The following is an 18,816-nucleotide window of genomic DNA, read 5'->3' as shown; positions in this document are numbered from 1 at the left end:
AGTAGCTCTCCGTCCGGTTTCTTCAGAGGTTCGCCGCGACGAGGGCGGTTTGCAGTGCGAGCGAGCCGACCAGTAGGCCGACGACCGCAACGTCGTAGACGAACGCGAAGTCCCCTAACTCCTCGCGGACGGGGAAGCGCGACGCGGCGGCCGCGGCGACGGCGTACGCCCCGGTCGCGGCGACCGGGAACGCGAAGGCGGCCACCGACCGCGGAGCGTACGTGAGTCGGGTCCCGCCGTCGAGGTCCACGTGCCATCCCACGACCATCTCGGCGGGGAGTTCGGCGAAGAAGGCGATTCCGACACCGAACGAGAGCGCGAGGAGCGCGAGGGCGGTCAGGTCCGGCAGACGAGCGTCGAGTCGGGTGAGCGAAGTCGTCATCTCGATTTCGGCTACGACCGCCGGGTCGTTAGTACCGGGACCGCGACTTCACGCGCTGAAGCCGTCGATACACTTTTATGCCGATTCCATCAGTAGCCCGATACCAGTGAGTGAGGACTGCGAGGTCGAGGACATCGCCGCGCTCCTCGAAGACGAGACCGTCCGCGACATCCTCACAGCTACGAGTATCGAACCCATGTCAGCCAACGCACTGAGCGAACGATGCGGCGTATCGGAGCCGACCGTCTACCGGCGTCTGGAGGACCTGCGGGCCTGTGACCTCGTGGAGGAGCGGACCAAACTCGACCCGACCGCGGGCCACCACCACAAGGTGTACTCCCCGCGGTTGGAGCGCGTGACCGTCGAGTTAGAGGAGGGGTCGCTCACGCTCTCGGTGAAGCGCCGCGAGGACGTGGCCGACCGGTTCACCGACCTCGTGGAGGGGATGTGAGATGCCGGTCGCTCACCTACTGGTCGAGACGCTGGTCCCGCTCCAACTCACGCCGCCCGACGTACCCGGTTGGGTCCGGTCGGTCTCGCAGGCGATGAACCTCGTCGCGGCGCTCGTCGGTCTCCTCATCGCGTATCAGGCCTTTCGGGGGTACCGACGCAACGACAGCCGACCGATGCTGTTCATCGCCGTCGGGTTCGCGCTGACCGTCGGCCTCCCGTTCGTGCTGTTGGGTCCGATGCTCCTGTTCGGGAACAACTCCGCGGCGGTGACGGCGTTCGTCCTCGTCTCGAACGGGAGCACGCTCGTCGGTCTCGGCTGCATCCTCTACGCGCTCCGGATGCCGAGTTGAGCGCCTACTCCCGCCCGCCGTCCGCGTACTCGAACTCGAAGCGCGCGCCGCCCGACTCGCTCTCGGTCGCGCGACACCGCCACCCGTAGACCTCGGCGAGTTCCCGGACGAAGGCGAGTCCGAGACCGGTGCCGCCCTCGCCCGCTGCCGTGGTGAATCCGGCCTCGAAGACGGCCGCGCGCTCGTCCTCGGGAATCCCGCTTCCGTCGTCGGCGACGTAGAAACCCGTCTCCGTCTCGCCGACCCGGACCTCGGTCGCGTCGCCGTGCTGGACCGCGTTCTCGAACAGGTTCCGGAACAGGTGGCGGAGATACGTCTCGTCGGCCTCGATTACCGCCGTAACTTCGACGGTGAGCGTCGTCTCCGGGGACTCGACCTCGGTCCACGCCTCGCGGGCCACATCGGCCAGCACGACGTCCTTACACTCGCCGACCGCTTCCCGGCCGCGGGTCAGCACGAGCATCACGTCTATCATCTCCTCGATGCGGTCGAACGCCTCGGTGACGTACTCGACCGCCTCCGGCGCTTCGTCGTCCGGGAGTTGTCGGCCGTATATCTGGCCGATGGTGACGGGGTTGCGGAGTTCGTGGGCGAGCATGCTGGCGAACGATTCGAGCCGCTCGTTCTGGCGTTCGAGGCGCTGTTCGCGCTCCTTGCGCTCGGTCACGTCGGTCAGCGCGCCGGGGAAGGTGACGGGGTTGCCCTCGTCGTCGCACTCGACGTGGCCGCGGGCGACCACCCAGCGGAGTTCGTCGTCGTCGTCCCAGACGCGATACTCGGCCTCGTACTCCTCGCCGCTCTCGACCGCCTCGGCTATCTGGCGCTCGACGCGCTCGCGGTCGTCCTCGTGGATGGCCTCGATGAATCGGTCGAGCGAGACGCCCTCGATGGCCTCCTCGGGCTTCACGCCGAAGGTTCTGGCGAACGACGTACCCACCACCATCTCGTCCTCGGGAATCCGCCACTCCCACGTGCCGACCGCGCCCGCCTCCGTCGCGGCCTCCAGTTGCGACTTGGTCTCCCGCAGGTAGCGCTCGCGCTCCGTCTGCTCGGTCACGTCTTGAGCCATCGTCATCCCGGCGAACACGTCGCCGCCCTCGTCGGTGATGGGCACCGTGTGGACGACCCACTCGCGTCCGGCATAGGACACCTCGACCGACCGCTTCTCGCCGTCGAGCGCGGCCTCGAACGCGGGTTCGAGCGCGTCGGCGGTCGCCTCGTCCCACACCTCGCGGAAGTGTTCGTTTTCGACATCCTCGGGTTCGACCGGGATGTAGTCGAACGCTTGGCCCGCCGCCAGCGTGTACTCGCAGTCGGGACCGAACAGCGTCACGATGCCGTTCGGGAAGTACTCCGCGAGAGAGCGATACCGACGTTCTGACTCCTCTAACTCGCGCTCGCGGCGCTTTCGCTCGGTCACGTCCCGGAAGTACACCGACAGGCCCGACTCGGAGGGGTAGGCCCGAATCTCGTACCACGCTTCCAGCGGGTCGGGGTAGTAGAGTTCGAAGGAGGCCGGTTCCTGCGTTCGCATCGCCTCGCGGTACTCCTCGCCGAGTTTCGAGTCGGTCGCCCACTCGAAGACGTCCCAGAACTTCCGGCCGACCAGCCCCTCGCCCCAGTAGTCGATGAGTTCCTCGGCGCGGTCGTTGGCGTGGGTGAACCGCCACTCGTCGTCGAGCGCGTAGAAGGCGTCGGTCACGCGCCCGAATATCTCGTCGAGTTCGTTTTCGAGTTCGCGCTCGCGCTCCTTGAGGTCGGTCACGTCCTCGTAAGTCGTGACGACCCGTTCGTCGCCGCCGTCCGACGCGACCGGCGCGGCCTCGACGGACAGCCACCGCCGCTCGCCGTCCGGCCCTTCGACCCGCAGCAGGCGGTCGGCGACCGACGAACCGGTCGCCGCCGCGCGAGCGAACGGTCGTTCGTCCGGGGGCAGTCGCTGGCCCTCCTCGTCGTAGAATCGCTGCGAGACGGACGAATCCAGGTCGGATTCGTCCGCCGGACGCTCGGCTTCCGTCTCCCCCGTTCGCTCGTCCTCGCCGTCCGCCGGGCGCTCGCCCACCGACACGTCGAGCAGTTCCTCGGCTCTGTCGTTGACCCGCGTGACCGCGCCGTCGGCGTCGCGGACGACGACGCCGACGGGACTCGCGTCGAGGATTGTCACGGCCGCCGGGCCGTCCGCCGAGTCGCGCTCGGGCGGCTCCGTTCGGACGACGCCGGTCGTGCCGCGGAACTCGTCGTCCTCGACGTGGACGGAGACCGACACGCTGGCCGGAATCGCGTCGCCGTCGGCCGTCCGGAGCGCCACCGGGACCGACTCTCCGCCCTCGCCGAAGAGTCGGCGCTCGGTCTCGCGTTCGACGGCCACGAGGTCGCGGGCGTCGAAGAGGAGTCCGACGTGTTCGCCGAGCAGTTCCTCGCGGTCGTAACCCGTCGTCGTCAGAAGCGCGTCGTTGACGCCGACGAATCGGCCGCCGGCATCGAGTCGGTACAGCCCCTGCTCGATACCGTCGAACAGGGTCCGATAACGCCGGAGGGCTTCCTCGTCGTCGGCGTCACCCCAGAACGCCGACCCTGAAGCCTCCGCCGGTTCGTTCATAAGACGGATACGACACTGTACCGGAAAAACCTTCATATGGTCGCTCTGCTGAAAGAACTGTCCGCCGACGGGTTCGGGCGTCGGCCGGCGCGAGGAGCGACGAGCGCGGGAGGTCCGACGACACCGAATCGACCGGGAGGGAAATATACGGTTGGTTAAAAGAATCGAATTTCGTTGTCTCCAACAGCTATTTCGTTCCGATGGCGCGCAGGCGACCGTCCGACGCGCCGACGAAGACCCGGCCGCCGGCGACCGCAGGTGACGAATCGAGGTACGGGCCGTCGTCGCGCTTCCCCTCGAAGCCGATTCGCCACAGGTTCTCGCCGTCGGTCGTCACCGCCGAGAGACCGTCGCCGTTGCCGGCGTAGACCGTGCCGTCGGCGACGGCGGGCGACGAGCGCGTGTCGGTTCGGAACTCGGCGGTCCACCGGCGCTCGCCGCTGGCCGCGTCGAGCGCGTAGAGTCGCCCGCGGTTCGTCCCCGAGCAGTCCGAGTCGCCGTCCTCGGTCCGCGCGGCGTCGGTGCCGTTCCCGCCGTCGTCGGTCTCGGTGGTCGCCACCCCGCCGCCGGAGAGCAGACAGGCGCGCGTCGAGGACGCCGCGACGTACACCGTCCCGTCGGCGACGGCGGGCGAGGTCCGGAGGCTAGTGTCGTCGATACCGGCGGTCCAGACCGTCTCGCCCGACTTCGCGTCGAGCGCGTACAGTCGCGCCGGGGGACCGTCCTCGGCGTCGGACGGCCCGCCGTAGTACACCGTGCCGTCCACCACGGCCGGCGACGACTGGGGGTGGGTCGCGACCTCGCGCGACCACGCGACCGACCCCGAGTCGGCGTCGAGCGCGTACACCGCCGACTCGCCGCCGAAGTAGACCCGGCCGTCCGCGACCGCGATGGACGAACCGACGTTCTCCTTCTCGCCGAAGTCGTCGTAGCGCCACCGCTCGTCGCCGGATTCGGCGTCGAGCGCGAGGACCGCGCAGGACTCGAACTTCTCTTCGTCCTCCTCGCCGCTGACCACCATCGGGCCGTCGCCGACGGTCCCGACGTAGACGGTGCCGTCCGAGACGGCGGGCGAGGACGACCCGAACCGGTGGCCCACGTCGCTCGCCCAGACCTGCTCGCCGGTCGCGGCGTCCAGCGCGTAGAACTTCTTGCTCCACGTCCCGAAGTAGACTCGCCCGTCGGCGACCGCGGGGGCGCAACTCGCGTAGCCGGCCGGTTCGAAGCGCCAGACCGACTCGCCGGTCTCGGCGTCGATGGCGTGGACGTAGCCGGGGTCTCCGCTCCCCGGCGCGTAGACCGTGCCGTCCGCGACCACGGGCGAGGCGTTCATCGTCGGCGTCTTTGCGTCGAAGCGCCACGCCAGCGCGGCGTCCGCACCGGGACCGCTGGCCGACCGGGCGTACCCGGCGTTGCTCGCGTCGTGGCCGAACTGCGGCCACGCGGCCGCGCCGGGCGACTCCGCCGCGACCGCTTCGGTCGTTTCCCCGTCGGCCGTCTGTCCGTCGGCCGGTTCGTCGTCGGTCGTCTCGGTCGCGGTCGGTTTCGACCCCGTGCCCGAGATGCATCCCGCGAGTCCGGCGGTCCCGGCGAGGAGACCGCCGGCCGCGAGGAACCTGCGCCGCGTCGAATCGTGCGAGTCGGAGGGACCGGTCATCGGTTCCGTTCGTGTCAGTCGAGCCATTAGTAACCGTCGGTGAGTGAAACGACCGTCGTAGTTATCGACGCCCCCGCGGGAGTTCGAGCGACGACGGCGCGACCCGTCAGCGAACCGACCCGCGGGAGGCAGTAGCTTGAATTGTCCCGCGACGGAGAACCCACCATGGACCACACTGCAGAGCGCGTCACGCTCGCACGCCTCCCCTCCGGCGTCGAAATCGAGACCACGGTTCACACCTACGACGGCGACGACGAGGGACCGACCGTCTACGTGCAGGCCGCCCAGCACGGCCGGGAGATAAACGGGACCGAGACCCTGCGCCGGGTCCACGACCGACTCGTCGGGTCGGCGTCGGCGGACGCCGACGGTCTCGACCTCGCGGGCCGACTCGTCGCGGTGCCGGTCGCCGACCCGCTCACGTTCGACCGGGTGTCGTACACCACGCCCGAGCAGTTGGACAGCGTGAACCCGAACATGAACCGGGTCTGGCCCGGCGACGCCGAGGGCACCGTCCACGAGCGCATGGCCGCGACGCTCTGGGAGTACGTCGCGGACGCCGACGCCGTGGTGGACCTCCACACCGGGAGCGCCGACATGCTCACCCACGTCGTGTTCATGGAGGGCCACGAGGAGTCCCGTGCCCTCGCCGAGGCGTTCGGCACCGACCTCCTGCTCTCGGAGGAGGCAGGCAAGGACGCCGACGACGAGTGGGCGAAGCGGGACTTCGACGGGAAACTCCGCGTCGCGGCGACGCACGAGGGCATCCCGACCATCACGCCCGAACTCGCGCACAACAAGCAACTCGTGGAGGACGCCGTGGACGCGGGCGTGGAGGGCACGCTGGCGGTCCTCCGGCACCTCGATCTGCTCCCCGGCGACCCCGACGCCGACGGCGAGCGCCGACTCGCGCGCAACCACCTCGGCCGCGTCACGGCCGACGACGCGGGCCTGTTCCGACTGGACCCCGACCGGGAAGTCGGCCAGCGCGTCGAACCGGGCGAACGCGTCGGGACGGTCTACGACCCGACGACCTACGAGGTGCTTCAGGAGGCCGAGACCGACCGGGAGGGGATTCTGTACTCGCTGACGCGGGAAGCGACCGTCTCGGGCGGAGAGACGCTTCTGAGTGTCGCGCTACCGAGAGACGAGTGACGAGGCTGTAAAAGGGCCGCTCGATTGCGTTTCGGTCCTCACGCTCGCGCCGTGACGAACAGCACGGGCGCGACGACGAGGAGTGCGATGCCGAGGAACTTGAACGGCAGCGGTGCCATGCTCGCCGGGGTCACGAGGAATAGCAGACCGAACGTGATGGCGTTCAGCGACAGCACCTTCCGTGAACCGAGCGGAATCGCCGCCAACACCGACAGGACGAACAGGAACAGCAGCACCTGCCCGATGTTGTACTGGAGCAGGAAGTCGTCGATGAGGGGCATTGGCACGAACTCTATCATCCTTATCGAAAAGTCGCCCCGAAATACCCTTTAAAGTTCCGCTATACGCCGGTCGGCCGGCGGTGGTCGCCGCGTCGTCGCCGACAGGGGGTCGACGTAGTGGGTCGGTCGCCGTCCGGGTCGTCGCCGACGAGTCGCCTCGACCGACCGTCTCGGGAGACGCTACGTCGCGCCCTGGAGGTCGAGGGGCCGAATCCAGACGTACCAAATAGCGAGGATAGCGGTCAGGTAGCCGCTGACCCACACCGCGGTTCCGAGCGCCTCGTAACCGATGGAGGTGAACCCGTACTTCAGAAAGCCCGGCACGATGACGCCCGCCGCGAGCGCCGCGCCGAACCGGAGCTTCTCGCCGCCGCCCATCACCGACCACCGCCGTTCCGTCGGGTCATGGTCGGCGCTACGGACTCGAAGAAGGTCAACTCCTCGGTTCGGGCACGAGACTCCGCTACCGACTCTACTGGGGGGGTCGTACGTCTGGAACAACGACGGCGACACGGTGTCCGCTCTGCCGGACACTCCGATTCGGTGAAAAGCGGAAAGAGAGATGGGGAAATCCGGGGGACGTCGTGGCAACGACTGTTGGCTGACTGGTTCGTGGCGTGCGTGGCGAGTTGATGACAGGTGCCGTTCACAGTGGCGTTAGCGCGTTGCGACGGACGGGACAGCACGCCACGTTTCGAGCGATTCACCGACGTTTGAAAAGCCTCGCTAATTGGTCGATATATCACTCAATAGTGATACCTTCCGGGGCGGAGCGCGACGATGGTCCCCGTCACGAGCGTTACCCGCGCGAAATCGCCGGTCGGACGGCCGCAGTCCCGACGGCCGATAGCTGCAGAGAATTGTAGGTAATCCTATCGAACGTCTACAGAAGTGCTCGCAGTCGAGACGAACGCTCGAAAGGCGGCTACAGTTCGTCGGTCGGGTGGAGGAACGTCTGGAACTCGACGGTCCGGCCGTCGGGGTCCTCGGCGAAGAACTGGTAGATGTCGTAGGTCTCGTTCTCGTGTGGCTCCTCGCGGGCGCGGTCGGCCAGTCGCTCGTGCATCGCCTCGACGCCTTCGCGGTCCTCGGAGACGAACGTGAGGACGCCCTCGGTGTCGGCCTCGTCGCGCTCGCAGAAGCCGAGCAGTTGGTTGTCGTACTTCAGAATCGTGCAATCGGGCTGTTCGAGCCACACGTCAGCGCCGACGGTCTCGGTGTAGAATTCGACGACGCGTCGGAGGTCGGTCGTGGCGAAGAACGTTATCGCGCTCATATCGGTGGTGTCGTGGTTCCGGGACGAAAGTGTTGTCCGATGCCGAACGGGTGGTCGGGGTTCCGAGGCAGTGACGACTGCGGTGGTGAAATTCGAGCCTGAGCGAGCTACTGCCGATGACAATCGTACCGCAACCGCCCCGCACCGCTCCTCGTCCTTCCCAACCGCCTGCGCGTCTCGGTTTCCGCTTCGCTCCCGACGACAGTCTATACCGACGATTCGGGCTGTAGCCTCTCGTGTCAAATTCGCGTCGAGGGCGACGTGGCGGTAGTGAAACGTCCCGGCTTCTAGGAGAAGAAAGCGAAAGACGGCGCGGACGAGCGCCGCGAGTCGGTCGCGCCCGACGCCGACGAGCAGCGCGGTCGAGCGTCGCCGCCCGAGTCGGTCAGGTGTCGTCGGACTCCGACCCGGAGACCGAGTCGTCCCGAGCGTCGGTCTTCTCGATGCGCCAGTAGACGTATTGGGTCACGAACGTCGGGAAGTTGTCGTGGCCGCAAGCCGGACACTCGAAGCCGACCGCCTCGTCCACGTCCTCCGGGAAGACGTACCCGCAGTCGTTCTGGCAGTCCGTGCCGCCGAACGCGACGGCGAACACCTCGCACATCTCTTCGCGGTGGGCGTCGAGGTGCGCCTCGGCGTCGGCTTTCACCGCGTCCACGTCGTCGGTCACGACGCGCTCGTCGCAGTAGGCGCAGTCGAACCGGAACCCGGTCACGACTCTTCACCCGGTTCCACGACGACCGACCCGTCGCTCTCGACGCGGACTCGCCACGACCCGTAGGTGAACTCGAGCCGACCGTCGCAGTCCCGGAGCCCCTGGTCGCGGCCGGACGCGAAGAGGTCGTCCAACGCCGCCACGTCGATCACCTCGTAGAGCGGCGGGCGTAGCTCCGTCGGGTCCGTACCGTTTCGGTCGGTGATTTCTACAATTATTTTTTCGCTCGCCGGGCGTGACTCGTCACACATCTGGCCGATTTATTCGGACACAGACGCAAAAATATGGCGGAATACGCAGTCTTCCCGTCCTCGGAAATCCGACTTCACTGCTATTCCGTCACGTATCGTATCGCTCTACTTCGGGGCGATGGACGCCCACGCTGGCAGAACTATCGAGAGGAAGAACCTATCGGGGCGGGTCTACTCGTCGGCGACGGGGGTTCCGAAGTGGTTGAACGGCTGATGGAGTTGAGACTTCAGCACCTCCGAGCGGACGATTTCCAGCCCCATCTCGCGGAGCGAGTCGGCAATTTCGGTCAGGTGGTCGGTGTCGGTGCCGACCGCCTCGACGTGGAGGTTCTCGGTCCCGGCGAGCAGTTCCCGGACCGCCACGACGCCCTCCTGTTCTAGTACGTCGTGGCCGAAGTTCTCGGGTTGGTCGGGAGCCGTACAGGTGAACAGCACGCGAAGCTGGAAGCCGGCCTTCTCGTAGTCTATCTGGGGCACGTACTTCTCGATGACGCCCTCGTCCTCCAACCGAGCGAGTCGATTCCGGACCGTGCTGGCGGTGATGTCCAACTCCTCGGCCATCTCGGTGCTAGTGCTGTTGCGGGCGTCCTTCTGGAGATAGTAGAGAATGCCCTTGTCTACCTCGTCCAGTTCGTAGGTGTCCATATGAGGGGCTACTGCTCTTCCCCCGTTAAGACGGTTCTGTCTCGTCGCTGGTTCCCAAACCCGACCCTTCGGTACCGACCGGCTCCGTGTCGACGGAGTCGCCACCGTTCATCCGTGCGGCTCTCACCCGTCCAGCAGGTCGGGCACGTCGGCCACCGAGTCGAGAACGCGGTCGGGCGCGACGGGCGAGACGTCCACGTCGGCGCGGGTCGTGATACCGGACAGGACCAGCGCGGTCGCCAACCCGGCGTTCTCGCCGAGCGCAATGTCGGTGTCGAGTCGGTCGCCGACGACGAGGACCTCCTCGCCCCGCCCGGCGACGCGCGACGCGACGGCGTCCGCGGCCGTCTCCCCCGGCTTGCCGAGCGTCGCGTCCGGGTCGCGGCCGGCGGCCTCGGCGAGCGCGGCGACGACGGCACCCGACCCCGGCACCGGACGGTCGGCCGCGGGGATGGTCCCGTCGGGGTCCGAGGCGACGAAGGCCGCGCCCTCCAGCGCCCAGAGCGCGTCCCGGAGTCGGTCGTAGGTGAACTCGCGGTCGATGGAGGCGACGACCACTTCGGCGCGGTCGGGGTCGGTCACGAGCGGGACGCCCCGGTCGGCCAGCATCTCGCGCAGACCCGCCTCGCCCAGCAGATAGGTCGCCGCGCCGGGGTACTCGGCGGCCACGTAGTCGGCGGTCAGCGACCCCGAGGTCACCACGTCGTCGGGACCCACCGCGAACCCGAGGTCCGCGAGTCGGGCGGCGTAGGCCGCGGGCGTCTCGGTCGGGTTGTTCGAGAGCATCAGGAGGTCGAGACCGCGCTCGCGGAGTCGGTCCACGGTCTCGATGGCTCCCGGAATCGGCTCGTCGCCCCGGACGAGCGTGCCGTCCACGTCGAGGACGACGCTGCGAATCGTCATCGCTCGGCCTCCGCGGGACGGGGCGCATCTGGGCCGGACCCCGTCGATGCGTCACGGCCGGTCTCGGCGTCGTCGCAGCGACAGCGGGGCTTGGCGGTCTTCCCGGTGTACATCGTCGGGCATTGGGACTCGGCGTCCTTGGGTCTGTCTGCGAAGCGGGAACCGGACGCGTCGGCCGAACTCGCGCCGGTCGCGCCGCTCTCGGGGACCCACCGACCACAAAACACTTCACAGACACTTGTGAGCGTCTCGATATGAACCGTGAGACGATGCTGGCGGGGGCGATTGCGGTCGTCGTCGCGGCGTCGCTTGTCGCCGTCGCCGTGGTCCCCGGCGCGATAGCCGAGACCGACCCCGGCCCGGTCCGGCCCGGCCACCTCTCGATTCAGGAGGTCGCCATCGCGCCCGGCGCGGTGTCGGGCGGCACCGCGACGCTACAGGTCGATACGCGCCTCGAACACCGGGGCGGCAAGTCGGAGAACGTCACCGTCCTCGTGCGGGCGGTCCACCTCGACTCCGGACTGGTCGAGACGACGAGCGAGACCGCCGTCGAACCAATCTCGGGCGACCGGGAGGTCTCGGTCGTCCAGAACCTCTCGGTCGAGCGGTCGGGCGGCTACCGGGTCGAGACCGTGGTCTACCGCGACGGCGCGCGCATCGCCGAGGGGAGCAAGGTGGTCCGAGGCGTCGGCACGCTGACGCCCGAGTACGCCAGGACGAGCGTCCGGTTCCGCTGGCAGGGCGGCGACGGACTCCCGCCAATCGAGTACGGCGTGACCGAGGCCGGCAACGACAGCGCCACCCTCGACGTCTCGACGTTCCTGACCAACGAGGGCGACGACGCCTCCGAGGAGTTGCGCGTCGTCGTCACCGCGCGGCAGGCCGACTCGAACGTCGTCGCCGACCGCGCGTCGGTCCGCGTCGGCACCATCCGGCCGGGCCGGACCGCCACCCCGAGCGTCGAGTTGACGGTCCCCGACGAGTACAACTACTACCTCGACGCGGTGCTGTGGAAGGACGGCGTGGTCGTCGGCACGGCCCGGAGCGTGGCGAACCTGAACCCGACCGAGACCGTCCGCGCGAACGAGACGGTCCGTGAGGTCGGCATCGAGGTCAGCGACTTCGAGAGCGACGGGAACCCGAACGAGGACCGCCCCGAGACCACCATCAGCGAGGGCGCGACCGGCGGTGCGGGCGGCGTCCCCGGCCTCGGCGTCGGGGTCGCCGTCGTCGCGCTGGCCGGCGCGCTCCTGCTCGCGGGGAGGCAATCGTGACCGATACGAACACGGAAACCATGTCAGAGACCAACATCGACACCGACCCGAGCGAAGCATCGAGCGACTTCCAGATTCGGCGGAACCTCTACCGGGCCGCGCTGGGGCTGTTCGTCCTGCTGGCGGTCGTCGCGGTGGTGCAACTGTACGCCAGCGTGAACGCGACCATCGCCACGTTCGTCGCCGACGAGTACCGGCCGCTGTTCAGAGCGGCGTTCAATCTGGTCGTGTTGTTGGTCTCGGGTCTCGGGATTTCGCTGACCGTCCGGGAACTGAGCGGGGAGTAGCCTCAGTCGCTCACGGTCGCGCTCGCCGGTTCCCACAAATCGACGAACGGACTGTCTAACTCCCGCGAGTCGGTAGCGACCGGCGCGGGGTCGTACGCGACGCGCCGGAGGTCGAACGCGCCGTCCTCGAAGACGGCGTAGCGCGCCTCGTCGGCGGGCCAACCGGGGCGCTGGAGACCGACGCTCCCCGGATTGACGAACGTGGTCCCCGCGACGGTGGCGACGAACGGGAAGTGCGAGTGGCCGTGGAAAACGACGTCCTCGTCGTAGCGCGCGGCGACCGCCTCGAAGGGCGCGGGGTCTTCTTCCGGCGTCACGCGGGTCCGCCACGTCTCCTCGCGGCCCTCCGGCGCGGGGAAGTCGCCGTGGTGCAAGCGCGCGGTGCGCCCGCCGAGCGTGAGCGTCTTCGTGCGGTCGAGCGACTCCAGAAAGTCGCGGTTCTCGGGCGAGAGGCTGGCGTGGGTCCACGCCTGCCACTCGGCGAAGGAGTCGGCCGGCGGGTTCGACTCGCTCGCGCCGCTTTCGTCGGGCGGCGCGGCGAGGACGGTCCGGTCGTGGTTGCCGCGGACGCCCGCGACGAAGTTCAGCCCGCGGAGGCGGTCGCAGACCGCGTTCGGGTGCGGGCCGTTGTCCACGGCGTCGCCGAGGAAGACGACCGCGTCGCGGTCGGGTTCCGCGGCGAGAACCGCGTCGAGGGCGACGGCGTTGGCGTGTACGTCCGAGACGACGAGTGTCCGGGGCACGGGCGGGAGTTAGTGAGCGTCGTTATAGGCTTGTTCGTTCGGGCGGAGCGGTCGGCGACGGTCGGTCGAAGCGGCCAGCGGCGTTCGGTCGAGGTCGCTCGGCACGGACTCAATCGAGGTAGCTCCGGACGAACATCCGATGTTCGGCGGCGCGCTCCTCGCGGACCGCCGGGTCGGCGTCGGCGTACCAGTCCGGGTGGCAGACCATCGCGTGCAGGCGATTACAGAAGTGGTAGACGTGCTTGCGGTCGCGGAATCCTCCTGCGTCGCCCGAGCGACCGGCGCGGTACGCCTCCCGGAACGCGTCACGGAGTCGCCTCCGGAGGACCGGGTCGCGGGTCCGCCAGTTGACCGCGTGGTCCTCGACCGTGGCGAAGTTGTAGACGGGGTCGCCCGCGAGGAGGTCCGCCCAGTCGAGGACGCCCGTCGTCTCGCCGGTCTCGGGGTCCACCAGCAGGTTCCCGAGTCGGTAGTCCCAGTGGACGAGCGAGGCGGTCTCCGGGCCGTCGAGCGCGGGAATCGCATCCTCGGCGTACTCTCGGAGCGCGGGCACGAGGTCGTCGAACCGGCCGCCGGACAGTCCGTCGAGGGCGTCCTCGGCGTCCGCGAGCAGCCAGTCGGTCCACCGCGCTCGGGAACCGTACTGGTCGCCGACCACGGCGAGGTCGCCGTCGCAGACGCCGACCTCGCTCCTTTCGTCGCTCCCCTCCACTTCGTTCGTTCGGTCCGATTCGACGCCGACGCGTCCGAACCGGTCGAACGACCGGAGTTCGTGGAGTTGCGCGAGGTGGGTTCCCGCGTCGGCCAGCAGGGTTTCGAGCGCGTCCGCCGAGAGCTCGAAGAACCGTCCTCCGGCGTCCTCGCCGGGGAGTCGCTCGGCGATAAAGAACGGTGCCGGGAAGTCGGGGTGGTCGTCCACGAAGCCGACCACCTCGGGAACCGGGAGGTCGGTCTCGCGGGCCAACAGTTCGAGTACCCGCGGTTCCGAGCGCGCGACCGCGGCGGGGACGCCGTCCCCGGAGAACGACTTCAGGACGACCTCTCGGGGACCCTCGGGCGTGGCGACGGTGAGGAAGGCGACGTCGTCGGTCCCGCCGTCCTGCGGTCGGATGCGCTCGACCGACCACGAGGGCGCGACGGCGGTGACCATCCGGAGGACGTCGGCCCACTCGCCGCCGCGGTCGGCGCGAACTGACTCGGGACCGCTCTGGTCGGCCGAATCGGAGTCCGTCGGCTCGGCGTCCGTCCGTTCGGGCATCTCGGTCATCGGCCCAGTTAGCACTGCGAACGGTGTCAGCGTTCCGGCCGCGAGAAGGGCGACGGCGATAGTGGGCGACTACCGCGACCCGTCGCGCCGTCCCGACGCGGCCTCGACCTCGCGCACGACGGTTTCTCGGGCGTTGAGGATCTCTTCAGGCCGCCGACGTGCTCGGGAAGAACTCGTCCGTGTTCATCGGGTAGTGGCGAGGACCGTCACCCGCTAAAACAGAGGTCCTCGTTCTAATACGGACAAAATTCGTGAGAAAATCTAGTGGGCCAACGCGGATTTGAACCGCGAACCTCCCGGTTATCAGCCGAGCGCTCAACCTGATTGAGCTATTGGCCCGTGCGAACGCATTCACTGCTTGCGCCCTTGAATGTTTAAGCGTTTCCTTTCGACGGCGATTCGGGACGCCCTCACGCTGTTTTCCGGAAAAATCGTCCGCGAGTTCCGTGGTGTCACCGGCTTCGGTTACCCGTCGGTCTCGTCGTCCTCGAACTCGATGTCGTAGGCGTCGTCGTCCACGCGATAGGTGTCCTCCGAGGCGTCCCGACTCTGCGAACCGGAGGTCGAACCGCCCGCTCCGGCACCCGAGCCACTCGCGCTCGCGCCGCCCGCGCCTGCTCCGGTCCCGCTCGCGCTCACGTCCTCGGCGTTCGGGAAGCCGAAGGTGTAGACGTTGCCGGAGGCGAAGCCGCCGGTCTTCTTCTCGACGTAGGGCTTCACGACCCACTTCTGGACCGCCTCGCGCACGAGGATGCGCGAGGGCGGGAACGCCAGCAGGAAGCCCAGCGTGTCGGTGACGAGACCGGGCGTGAGCAGGAACGCGCCCGCCGCGATGAGGAGCGCGCCGTCGGTCAGTTCGTCGGTCGGAACGTTGCCCTCGCCGACCGCTTTCTGGAGCCGCCGGACGGTGTGGCGGCCCTCCGCGCGGACGAACAGCGTCCCGACCAGCGCGGTCAGGACGACCAGCGCGACGGTCAGCGGCGCCCCGAGTTGGCTCGCCACGTAGACGAGGAACAGCGCGTCCAGCAGCGGGATGAGCAGCAGTCCGAGTAGTACGCGTTTCATCAGTGCTGTCTTGGTCGAAGGTAGTCGTTCGCGCCGTAAAACGCTTTAGGTGCCGCGAGTGGGCGTAGTCGGGATGCAGTCGGGGTCCTGCCGGCACGACCGAGACTCGCCCCGAGAGCGAACCGTTTTTCCACCGGTTGTTCCAACCATCGCCATGGACCGACTCCGCGAGTCACTCCACGAGGCACCGATCATCGACAAGGACGGCTACCAGTATCTCGTCCACCCCATCAGCAACGGCGTGCCGATGCTCGAACCCGAACTCCTCCGGGAGGTCGTGGTCGGCGTCACCCGCGAGGCGGACCTCGACGTGGACAAAATCGTCGCGCCCGAGGCGATGGGCATCCACATCGCCACTGCGCTGTCGCTCCAGACCGACGTGCCCCTCGTGGTCATCCGCAAGCGCGAGTACGGACTGGAGGGCGAGGTCGCGCTCCACCAGACCACCGGCTACAGCGAATCGGAGATGTACATCAACGACGTCGAGGAGGGCGACCGCGTCCTCATCGTGGACGACCTGCTCTCGACCGGCGGGACGCTGGCCTCCATCTGCGACGCGATGGACGAAATCGGCGCGGAAATCGCGGACATCGTGGTCGTCATCCGGAAACTCGGCGAGACGGCGTTAGACGAGACCGACTACGAGGCGACGAGTCTGATAGACATCACGGTCGAGGACTACGAAGTCACGATTCACTAGCGGGTTCGACGTCGGTCCGGCGAGCGGGACGCCCCGACGACCGCCGGTTCACATCGCGACTCTGGGTCCGGTCGGGGTCTCGGCCTCGCGCCGGACCGCCAGCGTCGTCGCCAAGTCCGCCGACGTGAGTATCCCGACGACCTCCCCGTCGGCTTCCACGAGCGCCGCGCTCGCCCGCGCCTCGTTCATCAGTCCGACGACCTCGAACATCGGGGCGTCCGGCGCGACCGTCGGAAACGTCTCGACCATCACGTCGCCGACGGTCGCGGCCTCCCGGCGACGACCCTGTCGGAGTCGGTCGAGCGAGACGACGCCGACGATGGAACCGGACTCGTCGGCGACGGTGTAGGCGGTTCGGCGGTCCGCGAGCATCCGCTCGCCGAGTTCCGAGAGCGGCGTCTCGGCGGAGACGACCTCCGCGTCGGGGTCCATCACGTCCTCCGCCGTCACGCCGTCGAGTAGGGTCTCCAGCGCGACCATCCGCGACTCGCCGTTGGCCGCCCCGTAGACGAACAGCGCCAAGATGAGCAACATCGGGCTGAACGAGAGGACGCCGAGGACGGCGAACCCGATGGCGAACAGCGAGCCGATTCGCGCCGCGGTCCGCGTCGCCTCGGCGTACGGCCGGGACCGCGCGAGGAGCGCCCGGAGGACGCGCCCGCCGTCCATCGGGAACGCGGGCAGGAGATTGAAGACGGTGAGAACGACGTTCGTGACGACCAGCCAGCCGACGACGAACGTGACCGCGGGGACCGACGCGGGGAGGGCGAGGACGACGCCGTAGCAGACGGCGGCGACGAGGACGCTCGCCGCCGGTCCCGCGAGGGCGATCCAGAGCTCCTGTTGCCACTCTCGGGGCATCGCTTTCAGGTTCGCCAGTCCGCCGAGGAGCCAGAGCGTGATCGACTCCACCTCGATGTCGTATCGGCGTGCGGCCCACGCGTGGCCGAGTTCGTGGAGGGTCACGCTCACGAAGAGCCCGACCGCGGCGGCGATACCGATGAACCACGGTGTGTTTCCGGCCCGGAGTGCGGCGGGGTCGAGAGCCACGATGGGGAACCCGTTGATTATCTGCGTGTACAGGTCGATCTGCTCGCCGCTCCCGATGAGCCACGCTAGTATCGGTAACACGACGACGAGTGAGACGTTGATACGGATGGGGATGCCCCAGACCGAGAGAACTCTGTAACCTTTCACGTGGGATACGTGGGAGAGAGTTCGGTTGTAGCTTTCGACGACGGCGATAGCCGCCCGTTCGGCGACGAGGAAGTCGCGCGCTTGCGGTCGCCGCCCCCGAAGCGACGACGCCCCCCGAATGAATGACCACAATCGTGCATACTTTCCGCATCTCGATGCCGAATATGCGCTCGAACGCGAAACTATTATTGAACCCGACCCGTTCGTCGGGAGTAATGACAGAGACGGACGGCGAGATAGACCTCGACTACGAACTCGACGACCGGCCGCCGTTGCCCAAGTCGCTCCTGCTCGGCCTCCAGCACGTCGCGGTGATGCTCGTTCCGGCGACCGCGGTGGCCTACATCGTCGCGGGCGCGGTCGGCCTGAGTGCGGGCGACACGGCCTACATCGTCCAGATGGTCCTGCTGTTCTCCGGGTTGGCGACGGTCGTCCAGGCCTACACCGTCGGCCCGATCGGGGCCAAACTCCCCATCGTGATGGGCACGAGTTTCACCTTCGTCGGCGCGGCCTCCTCGATAGGCGCGAGCTACGGACTCGGGGCGGTCTTCGGCGCGATACTCGTCACCGGCTTCCTCGTCGAGGGCGTCATCGGCTGGCAGTTCGACCGCATCGAACCGTTCTTCCCGCCGCTCGTGACCGGACTCGTCGTGATAATCATCGGTCTCTACCTCGTGCCGGTCGCCATGGACTACTCGGCGGGCGGCGTCGGCGCGAGCGACTACGGCGCGGCCCACAACGTCGGACTGGCCGCGCTGGTCCTGTTCGTCGCGGTCGCGCTCAACCTCTTCACCGACGGCGTGACCCGGCTTCTCAGCACGCTCGTCGGCCTCGCGGTCGGCTACGTCGCCGCGCTCGCGCTCGGTCTCGTGGACTTCGGCCCGGTCGCGCAGGCCTCGTGGGTCGCGGTCCCGAAGCCCGGCGCGTTCGGGTTTTCGTTCGAGCCGGTCCCGATGGTCACCTTCGCCTTTTTGTTCCTCGTCTCGGCGATGGAGACCGTCGGCGACGTGTCGAGCGTCACCGCCGCCGAGGGTCGCACCCCCGACAGCGACGAATTGCGCGGCGGCCTCTTCACCGACGGCCTGCTGAGTTCGCTCGGCGCGGCGTTCGGCGCGTTCCCCGTCACGTCGTTCTCGCAGAACGCGGGCATCGTCAACTTCACGGGCGTCATGAGTCGCCACGTCGTCGGCGTCGCCGGGGTCATCCTCGCGCTCCTCGGTCTCAGCCCGAAGGTCGGTGCGGCGGTCGCCACCATCCCGAGTCCGGTGTTCGGCGGTGCGGTCCTGCTCATGGCCGGGATGGTCGCCGCCAGCGGCGCGCGACTCGTCTTCCTCCACACCGACCTCGACCGCCGGAACATGGTCATCCTCGCGGTCTCGCTCGGTCTCGGGTTGGGCATCGCCACGCGCCCCGACGCGATTTCGGGGCTCCCGACCGCGGCTCAGACCTTCTTCGGGGAACCGGTCGTCGTCACCGCGCTGACCGCGCTCGTCCTCAACACGTTCACGCCCGGCGACCAGAGTCCGCTGTTCGACGCGCCGCCCGAGGAGAGCGTCGCCGAGACCGAGGAACCCCCCGCCTCCGCGGACGACTGACCCCGCGGAGATAGCGACCTC

The 18,816-nt window shown here is 68.3% G+C and carries 21 protein-coding genes and 1 tRNA gene; 7 read left to right on the top strand and 15 right to left on the bottom strand.

Annotated elements, in window-relative coordinates; genetic code table 11:
* Positions 1-22: 22 nt before the first annotated feature.
* Positions 23-382 carry a hypothetical protein gene (locus M0R88_RS01735; protein ID WP_248655246.1) on the bottom strand — a complete coding sequence of 120 codons (360 nt, stop codon included), beginning with the start codon at positions 380-382 and terminating at the stop codon, positions 23-25.
* 106 nt (positions 383-488) lie between these two features.
* Between M0R88_RS01735 and M0R88_RS01730 the strand changes: the two genes are divergently transcribed.
* Entirely contained in the window at positions 489-833 is a 345-nt protein-coding gene (locus tag M0R88_RS01730) for an ArsR/SmtB family transcription factor (RefSeq protein WP_248655245.1), read from the top strand.
* Position 834: 1 nt separating this feature from the next.
* The gene (locus M0R88_RS01725) at positions 835-1,185 is read left to right on the top strand and encodes a DUF7521 family protein (protein WP_248655244.1); all 351 of its coding nucleotides are present in this window, start codon (positions 835-837) and stop codon (positions 1,183-1,185) included.
* A gap of 4 nt (positions 1,186-1,189) precedes the next feature.
* On the opposite strand, the gene M0R88_RS01720 is transcribed toward M0R88_RS01725, so the two are convergent.
* Together M0R88_RS01720 and M0R88_RS01715 are read right to left on the bottom strand one after the other, a co-directional pair.
* Complete coding sequence (locus M0R88_RS01720) at positions 1,190-3,784, bottom strand: PAS domain S-box protein (protein WP_248655243.1); 2,595 nt, start codon at positions 3,782-3,784, stop codon at positions 1,190-1,192.
* A gap of 187 nt (positions 3,785-3,971) precedes the next feature.
* The gene (locus M0R88_RS01715) at positions 3,972-5,468 is read right to left on the bottom strand and encodes an outer membrane protein assembly factor BamB family protein (RefSeq protein WP_248655242.1); all 1,497 of its coding nucleotides are present in this window, start codon (positions 5,466-5,468) and stop codon (positions 3,972-3,974) included.
* Between the two features lie 138 nt (positions 5,469-5,606).
* On the opposite strand from M0R88_RS01715, the gene M0R88_RS01710 reads away from it, so the two are divergent.
* Complete coding sequence (locus M0R88_RS01710) at positions 5,607-6,596, top strand: succinylglutamate desuccinylase/aspartoacylase family protein (protein WP_248655241.1); 990 nt, start codon at positions 5,607-5,609, stop codon at positions 6,594-6,596.
* Positions 6,597-6,634: 38 nt separating this feature from the next.
* On the opposite strand, the gene M0R88_RS01705 is transcribed toward M0R88_RS01710, so the two are convergent.
* From M0R88_RS01705 to M0R88_RS01675, 7 genes are all read right to left on the bottom strand, one after another.
* Positions 6,635-6,877 carry a DUF8006 family protein gene (locus M0R88_RS01705; protein WP_248655240.1) on the bottom strand — a complete coding sequence of 81 codons (243 nt, stop codon included), beginning with the start codon at positions 6,875-6,877 and terminating at the stop codon, positions 6,635-6,637.
* Positions 6,878-7,057: 180 nt separating this feature from the next.
* Entirely contained in the window at positions 7,058-7,255 is a 198-nt protein-coding gene (locus M0R88_RS01700; protein ID WP_248655239.1) for a DUF7996 family protein, read from the bottom strand.
* A 547-nt stretch (positions 7,256-7,802) separates the two neighbouring features.
* Complete coding sequence (locus M0R88_RS01695) at positions 7,803-8,153, bottom strand: VOC family protein (protein WP_248655238.1); 351 nt, start codon at positions 8,151-8,153, stop codon at positions 7,803-7,805.
* 385 nt (positions 8,154-8,538) lie between these two features.
* Positions 8,539-8,868, bottom strand: coding sequence for a hypothetical protein (locus M0R88_RS01690; RefSeq protein WP_248655237.1), 330 nt, complete (start codon positions 8,866-8,868; stop codon positions 8,539-8,541).
* Positions 8,865-9,119 (bottom strand): HalOD1 output domain-containing protein, encoded by a 255-nt coding sequence (locus M0R88_RS01685; RefSeq protein WP_248655236.1) that lies wholly within the window; start codon positions 9,117-9,119, stop codon positions 8,865-8,867. Before M0R88_RS01685 ends, M0R88_RS01690 begins: the two co-directional genes overlap by 4 nt.
* Before the next feature lie 171 nt (positions 9,120-9,290).
* Positions 9,291-9,764 carry an Lrp/AsnC family transcriptional regulator gene (locus tag M0R88_RS01680; protein ID WP_248655235.1) on the bottom strand — a complete coding sequence of 158 codons (474 nt, stop codon included), beginning with the start codon at positions 9,762-9,764 and terminating at the stop codon, positions 9,291-9,293.
* Positions 9,765-9,887: 123 nt separating this feature from the next.
* Positions 9,888-10,667, bottom strand: a complete 780-nt coding sequence (locus M0R88_RS01675; RefSeq protein ID WP_248655234.1) for an HAD-IIA family hydrolase — start codon at positions 10,665-10,667, stop codon at positions 9,888-9,890.
* Between the two features lie 254 nt (positions 10,668-10,921).
* Between M0R88_RS01675 and M0R88_RS01670 the strand changes: the two genes are divergently transcribed.
* Positions 10,922-11,941 carry a DUF7490 domain-containing protein gene (locus M0R88_RS01670; protein WP_248655233.1) on the top strand — a complete coding sequence of 340 codons (1,020 nt, stop codon included), beginning with the start codon at positions 10,922-10,924 and terminating at the stop codon, positions 11,939-11,941.
* The gene (locus M0R88_RS01665) at positions 11,938-12,228 is read left to right on the top strand and encodes a DUF8060 family membrane protein (protein WP_497007282.1); all 291 of its coding nucleotides are present in this window, start codon (positions 11,938-11,940) and stop codon (positions 12,226-12,228) included. Before M0R88_RS01670 ends, M0R88_RS01665 begins: the two co-directional genes overlap by 4 nt.
* 2 nt (positions 12,229-12,230) lie before the next feature.
* Here M0R88_RS01665 and M0R88_RS01660 read toward each other — a convergent pair whose 3' ends face one another.
* The 4 genes from M0R88_RS01660 to M0R88_RS01645 all read right to left on the bottom strand — a co-directional run bounded on the left by M0R88_RS01660 (position 12,231) and on the right by M0R88_RS01645 (position 15,303).
* Positions 12,231-12,971, bottom strand: coding sequence for a metallophosphoesterase family protein (locus M0R88_RS01660; protein ID WP_248655231.1), 741 nt, complete (start codon positions 12,969-12,971; stop codon positions 12,231-12,233).
* A 109-nt stretch (positions 12,972-13,080) separates the two neighbouring features.
* Positions 13,081-14,238, bottom strand: a complete 1,158-nt coding sequence (locus M0R88_RS01655; RefSeq protein ID WP_248655230.1) for a phosphotransferase family protein — start codon at positions 14,236-14,238, stop codon at positions 13,081-13,083.
* 265 nt (positions 14,239-14,503) lie between these two features.
* Positions 14,504-14,577: transfer RNA gene (locus M0R88_RS01650), tRNA-Ile, on the bottom strand.
* A gap of 126 nt (positions 14,578-14,703) precedes the next feature.
* Positions 14,704-15,303, bottom strand: a complete 600-nt coding sequence (locus M0R88_RS01645) for an FxsA family protein (RefSeq protein WP_248655229.1) — start codon at positions 15,301-15,303, stop codon at positions 14,704-14,706.
* A gap of 154 nt (positions 15,304-15,457) precedes the next feature.
* Between M0R88_RS01645 and hpt the strand changes: the two genes are divergently transcribed.
* Positions 15,458-16,003 (top strand): hypoxanthine/guanine phosphoribosyltransferase, encoded by a 546-nt coding sequence (hpt, locus tag M0R88_RS01640; RefSeq protein WP_248655228.1) that lies wholly within the window; start codon positions 15,458-15,460, stop codon positions 16,001-16,003.
* Positions 16,004-16,051: 48 nt separating this feature from the next.
* On the opposite strand, the gene M0R88_RS01635 is transcribed toward hpt, so the two are convergent.
* Positions 16,052-17,200: a site-2 protease family protein gene (locus M0R88_RS01635; protein ID WP_248655227.1), complete on the bottom strand. Its 1,149-nt coding sequence runs from the start codon at positions 17,198-17,200 to the stop codon at positions 16,052-16,054.
* Positions 17,201-17,415: 215 nt separating this feature from the next.
* Between M0R88_RS01635 and M0R88_RS01630 the strand changes: the two genes are divergently transcribed.
* Complete coding sequence (locus M0R88_RS01630) at positions 17,416-18,795, top strand: uracil-xanthine permease family protein (protein WP_248655226.1); 1,380 nt, start codon at positions 17,416-17,418, stop codon at positions 18,793-18,795.
* The last annotated feature ends 21 nt before the right edge of the window (positions 18,796-18,816 follow it).

The sequence above is a fragment of the Halorussus gelatinilyticus genome (assembly GCF_023238445.1).
Taxonomy (GTDB): domain Archaea; phylum Halobacteriota; class Halobacteria; order Halobacteriales; family Haladaptataceae; genus Halorussus; species Halorussus gelatinilyticus.
Note: the sequence above shows the minus strand (reverse complement) of the source record. Positions and strands in the feature narration are given on the sequence as shown.

Coding starts and splice junctions, on each gene's coding strand:
- hpt (WP_248655228.1), top strand. CDS start 15,458: ATGGACCGACTCCGCGAGTCACTCCACGAGGCACCGATCATCGACAAG.
- M0R88_RS01720 (WP_248655243.1), bottom strand. CDS start 3,784: ATGAACGAACCGGCGGAGGCTTCAGGGTCGGCGTTCTGGGGTGACGCC.
- M0R88_RS01725 (WP_248655244.1), top strand. CDS start 835: ATGCCGGTCGCTCACCTACTGGTCGAGACGCTGGTCCCGCTCCAACTC.
- M0R88_RS01655 (WP_248655230.1), bottom strand. CDS start 14,238: ATGACCGAGATGCCCGAACGGACGGACGCCGAGCCGACGGACTCCGAT.
- M0R88_RS01700 (WP_248655239.1), bottom strand. CDS start 7,255: ATGGGCGGCGGCGAGAAGCTCCGGTTCGGCGCGGCGCTCGCGGCGGGC.
- M0R88_RS01705 (WP_248655240.1), bottom strand. CDS start 6,877: ATGCCCCTCATCGACGACTTCCTGCTCCAGTACAACATCGGGCAGGTG.
- M0R88_RS01710 (WP_248655241.1), top strand. CDS start 5,607: ATGGACCACACTGCAGAGCGCGTCACGCTCGCACGCCTCCCCTCCGGC.
- M0R88_RS01715 (WP_248655242.1), bottom strand. CDS start 5,468: ATGGCTCGACTGACACGAACGGAACCGATGACCGGTCCCTCCGACTCG.
- M0R88_RS01695 (WP_248655238.1), bottom strand. CDS start 8,153: ATGAGCGCGATAACGTTCTTCGCCACGACCGACCTCCGACGCGTCGTC.
- M0R88_RS01645 (WP_248655229.1), bottom strand. CDS start 15,303: ATGAAACGCGTACTACTCGGACTGCTGCTCATCCCGCTGCTGGACGCG.
- M0R88_RS01630 (WP_248655226.1), top strand. CDS start 17,416: ATGACAGAGACGGACGGCGAGATAGACCTCGACTACGAACTCGACGAC.
- M0R88_RS01685 (WP_248655236.1), bottom strand. CDS start 9,119: ATGTGTGACGAGTCACGCCCGGCGAGCGAAAAAATAATTGTAGAAATC.
- M0R88_RS01675 (WP_248655234.1), bottom strand. CDS start 10,667: ATGACGATTCGCAGCGTCGTCCTCGACGTGGACGGCACGCTCGTCCGG.
- M0R88_RS01680 (WP_248655235.1), bottom strand. CDS start 9,764: ATGGACACCTACGAACTGGACGAGGTAGACAAGGGCATTCTCTACTAT.
- M0R88_RS01735 (WP_248655246.1), bottom strand. CDS start 382: ATGACGACTTCGCTCACCCGACTCGACGCTCGTCTGCCGGACCTGACC.
- M0R88_RS01670 (WP_248655233.1), top strand. CDS start 10,922: ATGAACCGTGAGACGATGCTGGCGGGGGCGATTGCGGTCGTCGTCGCG.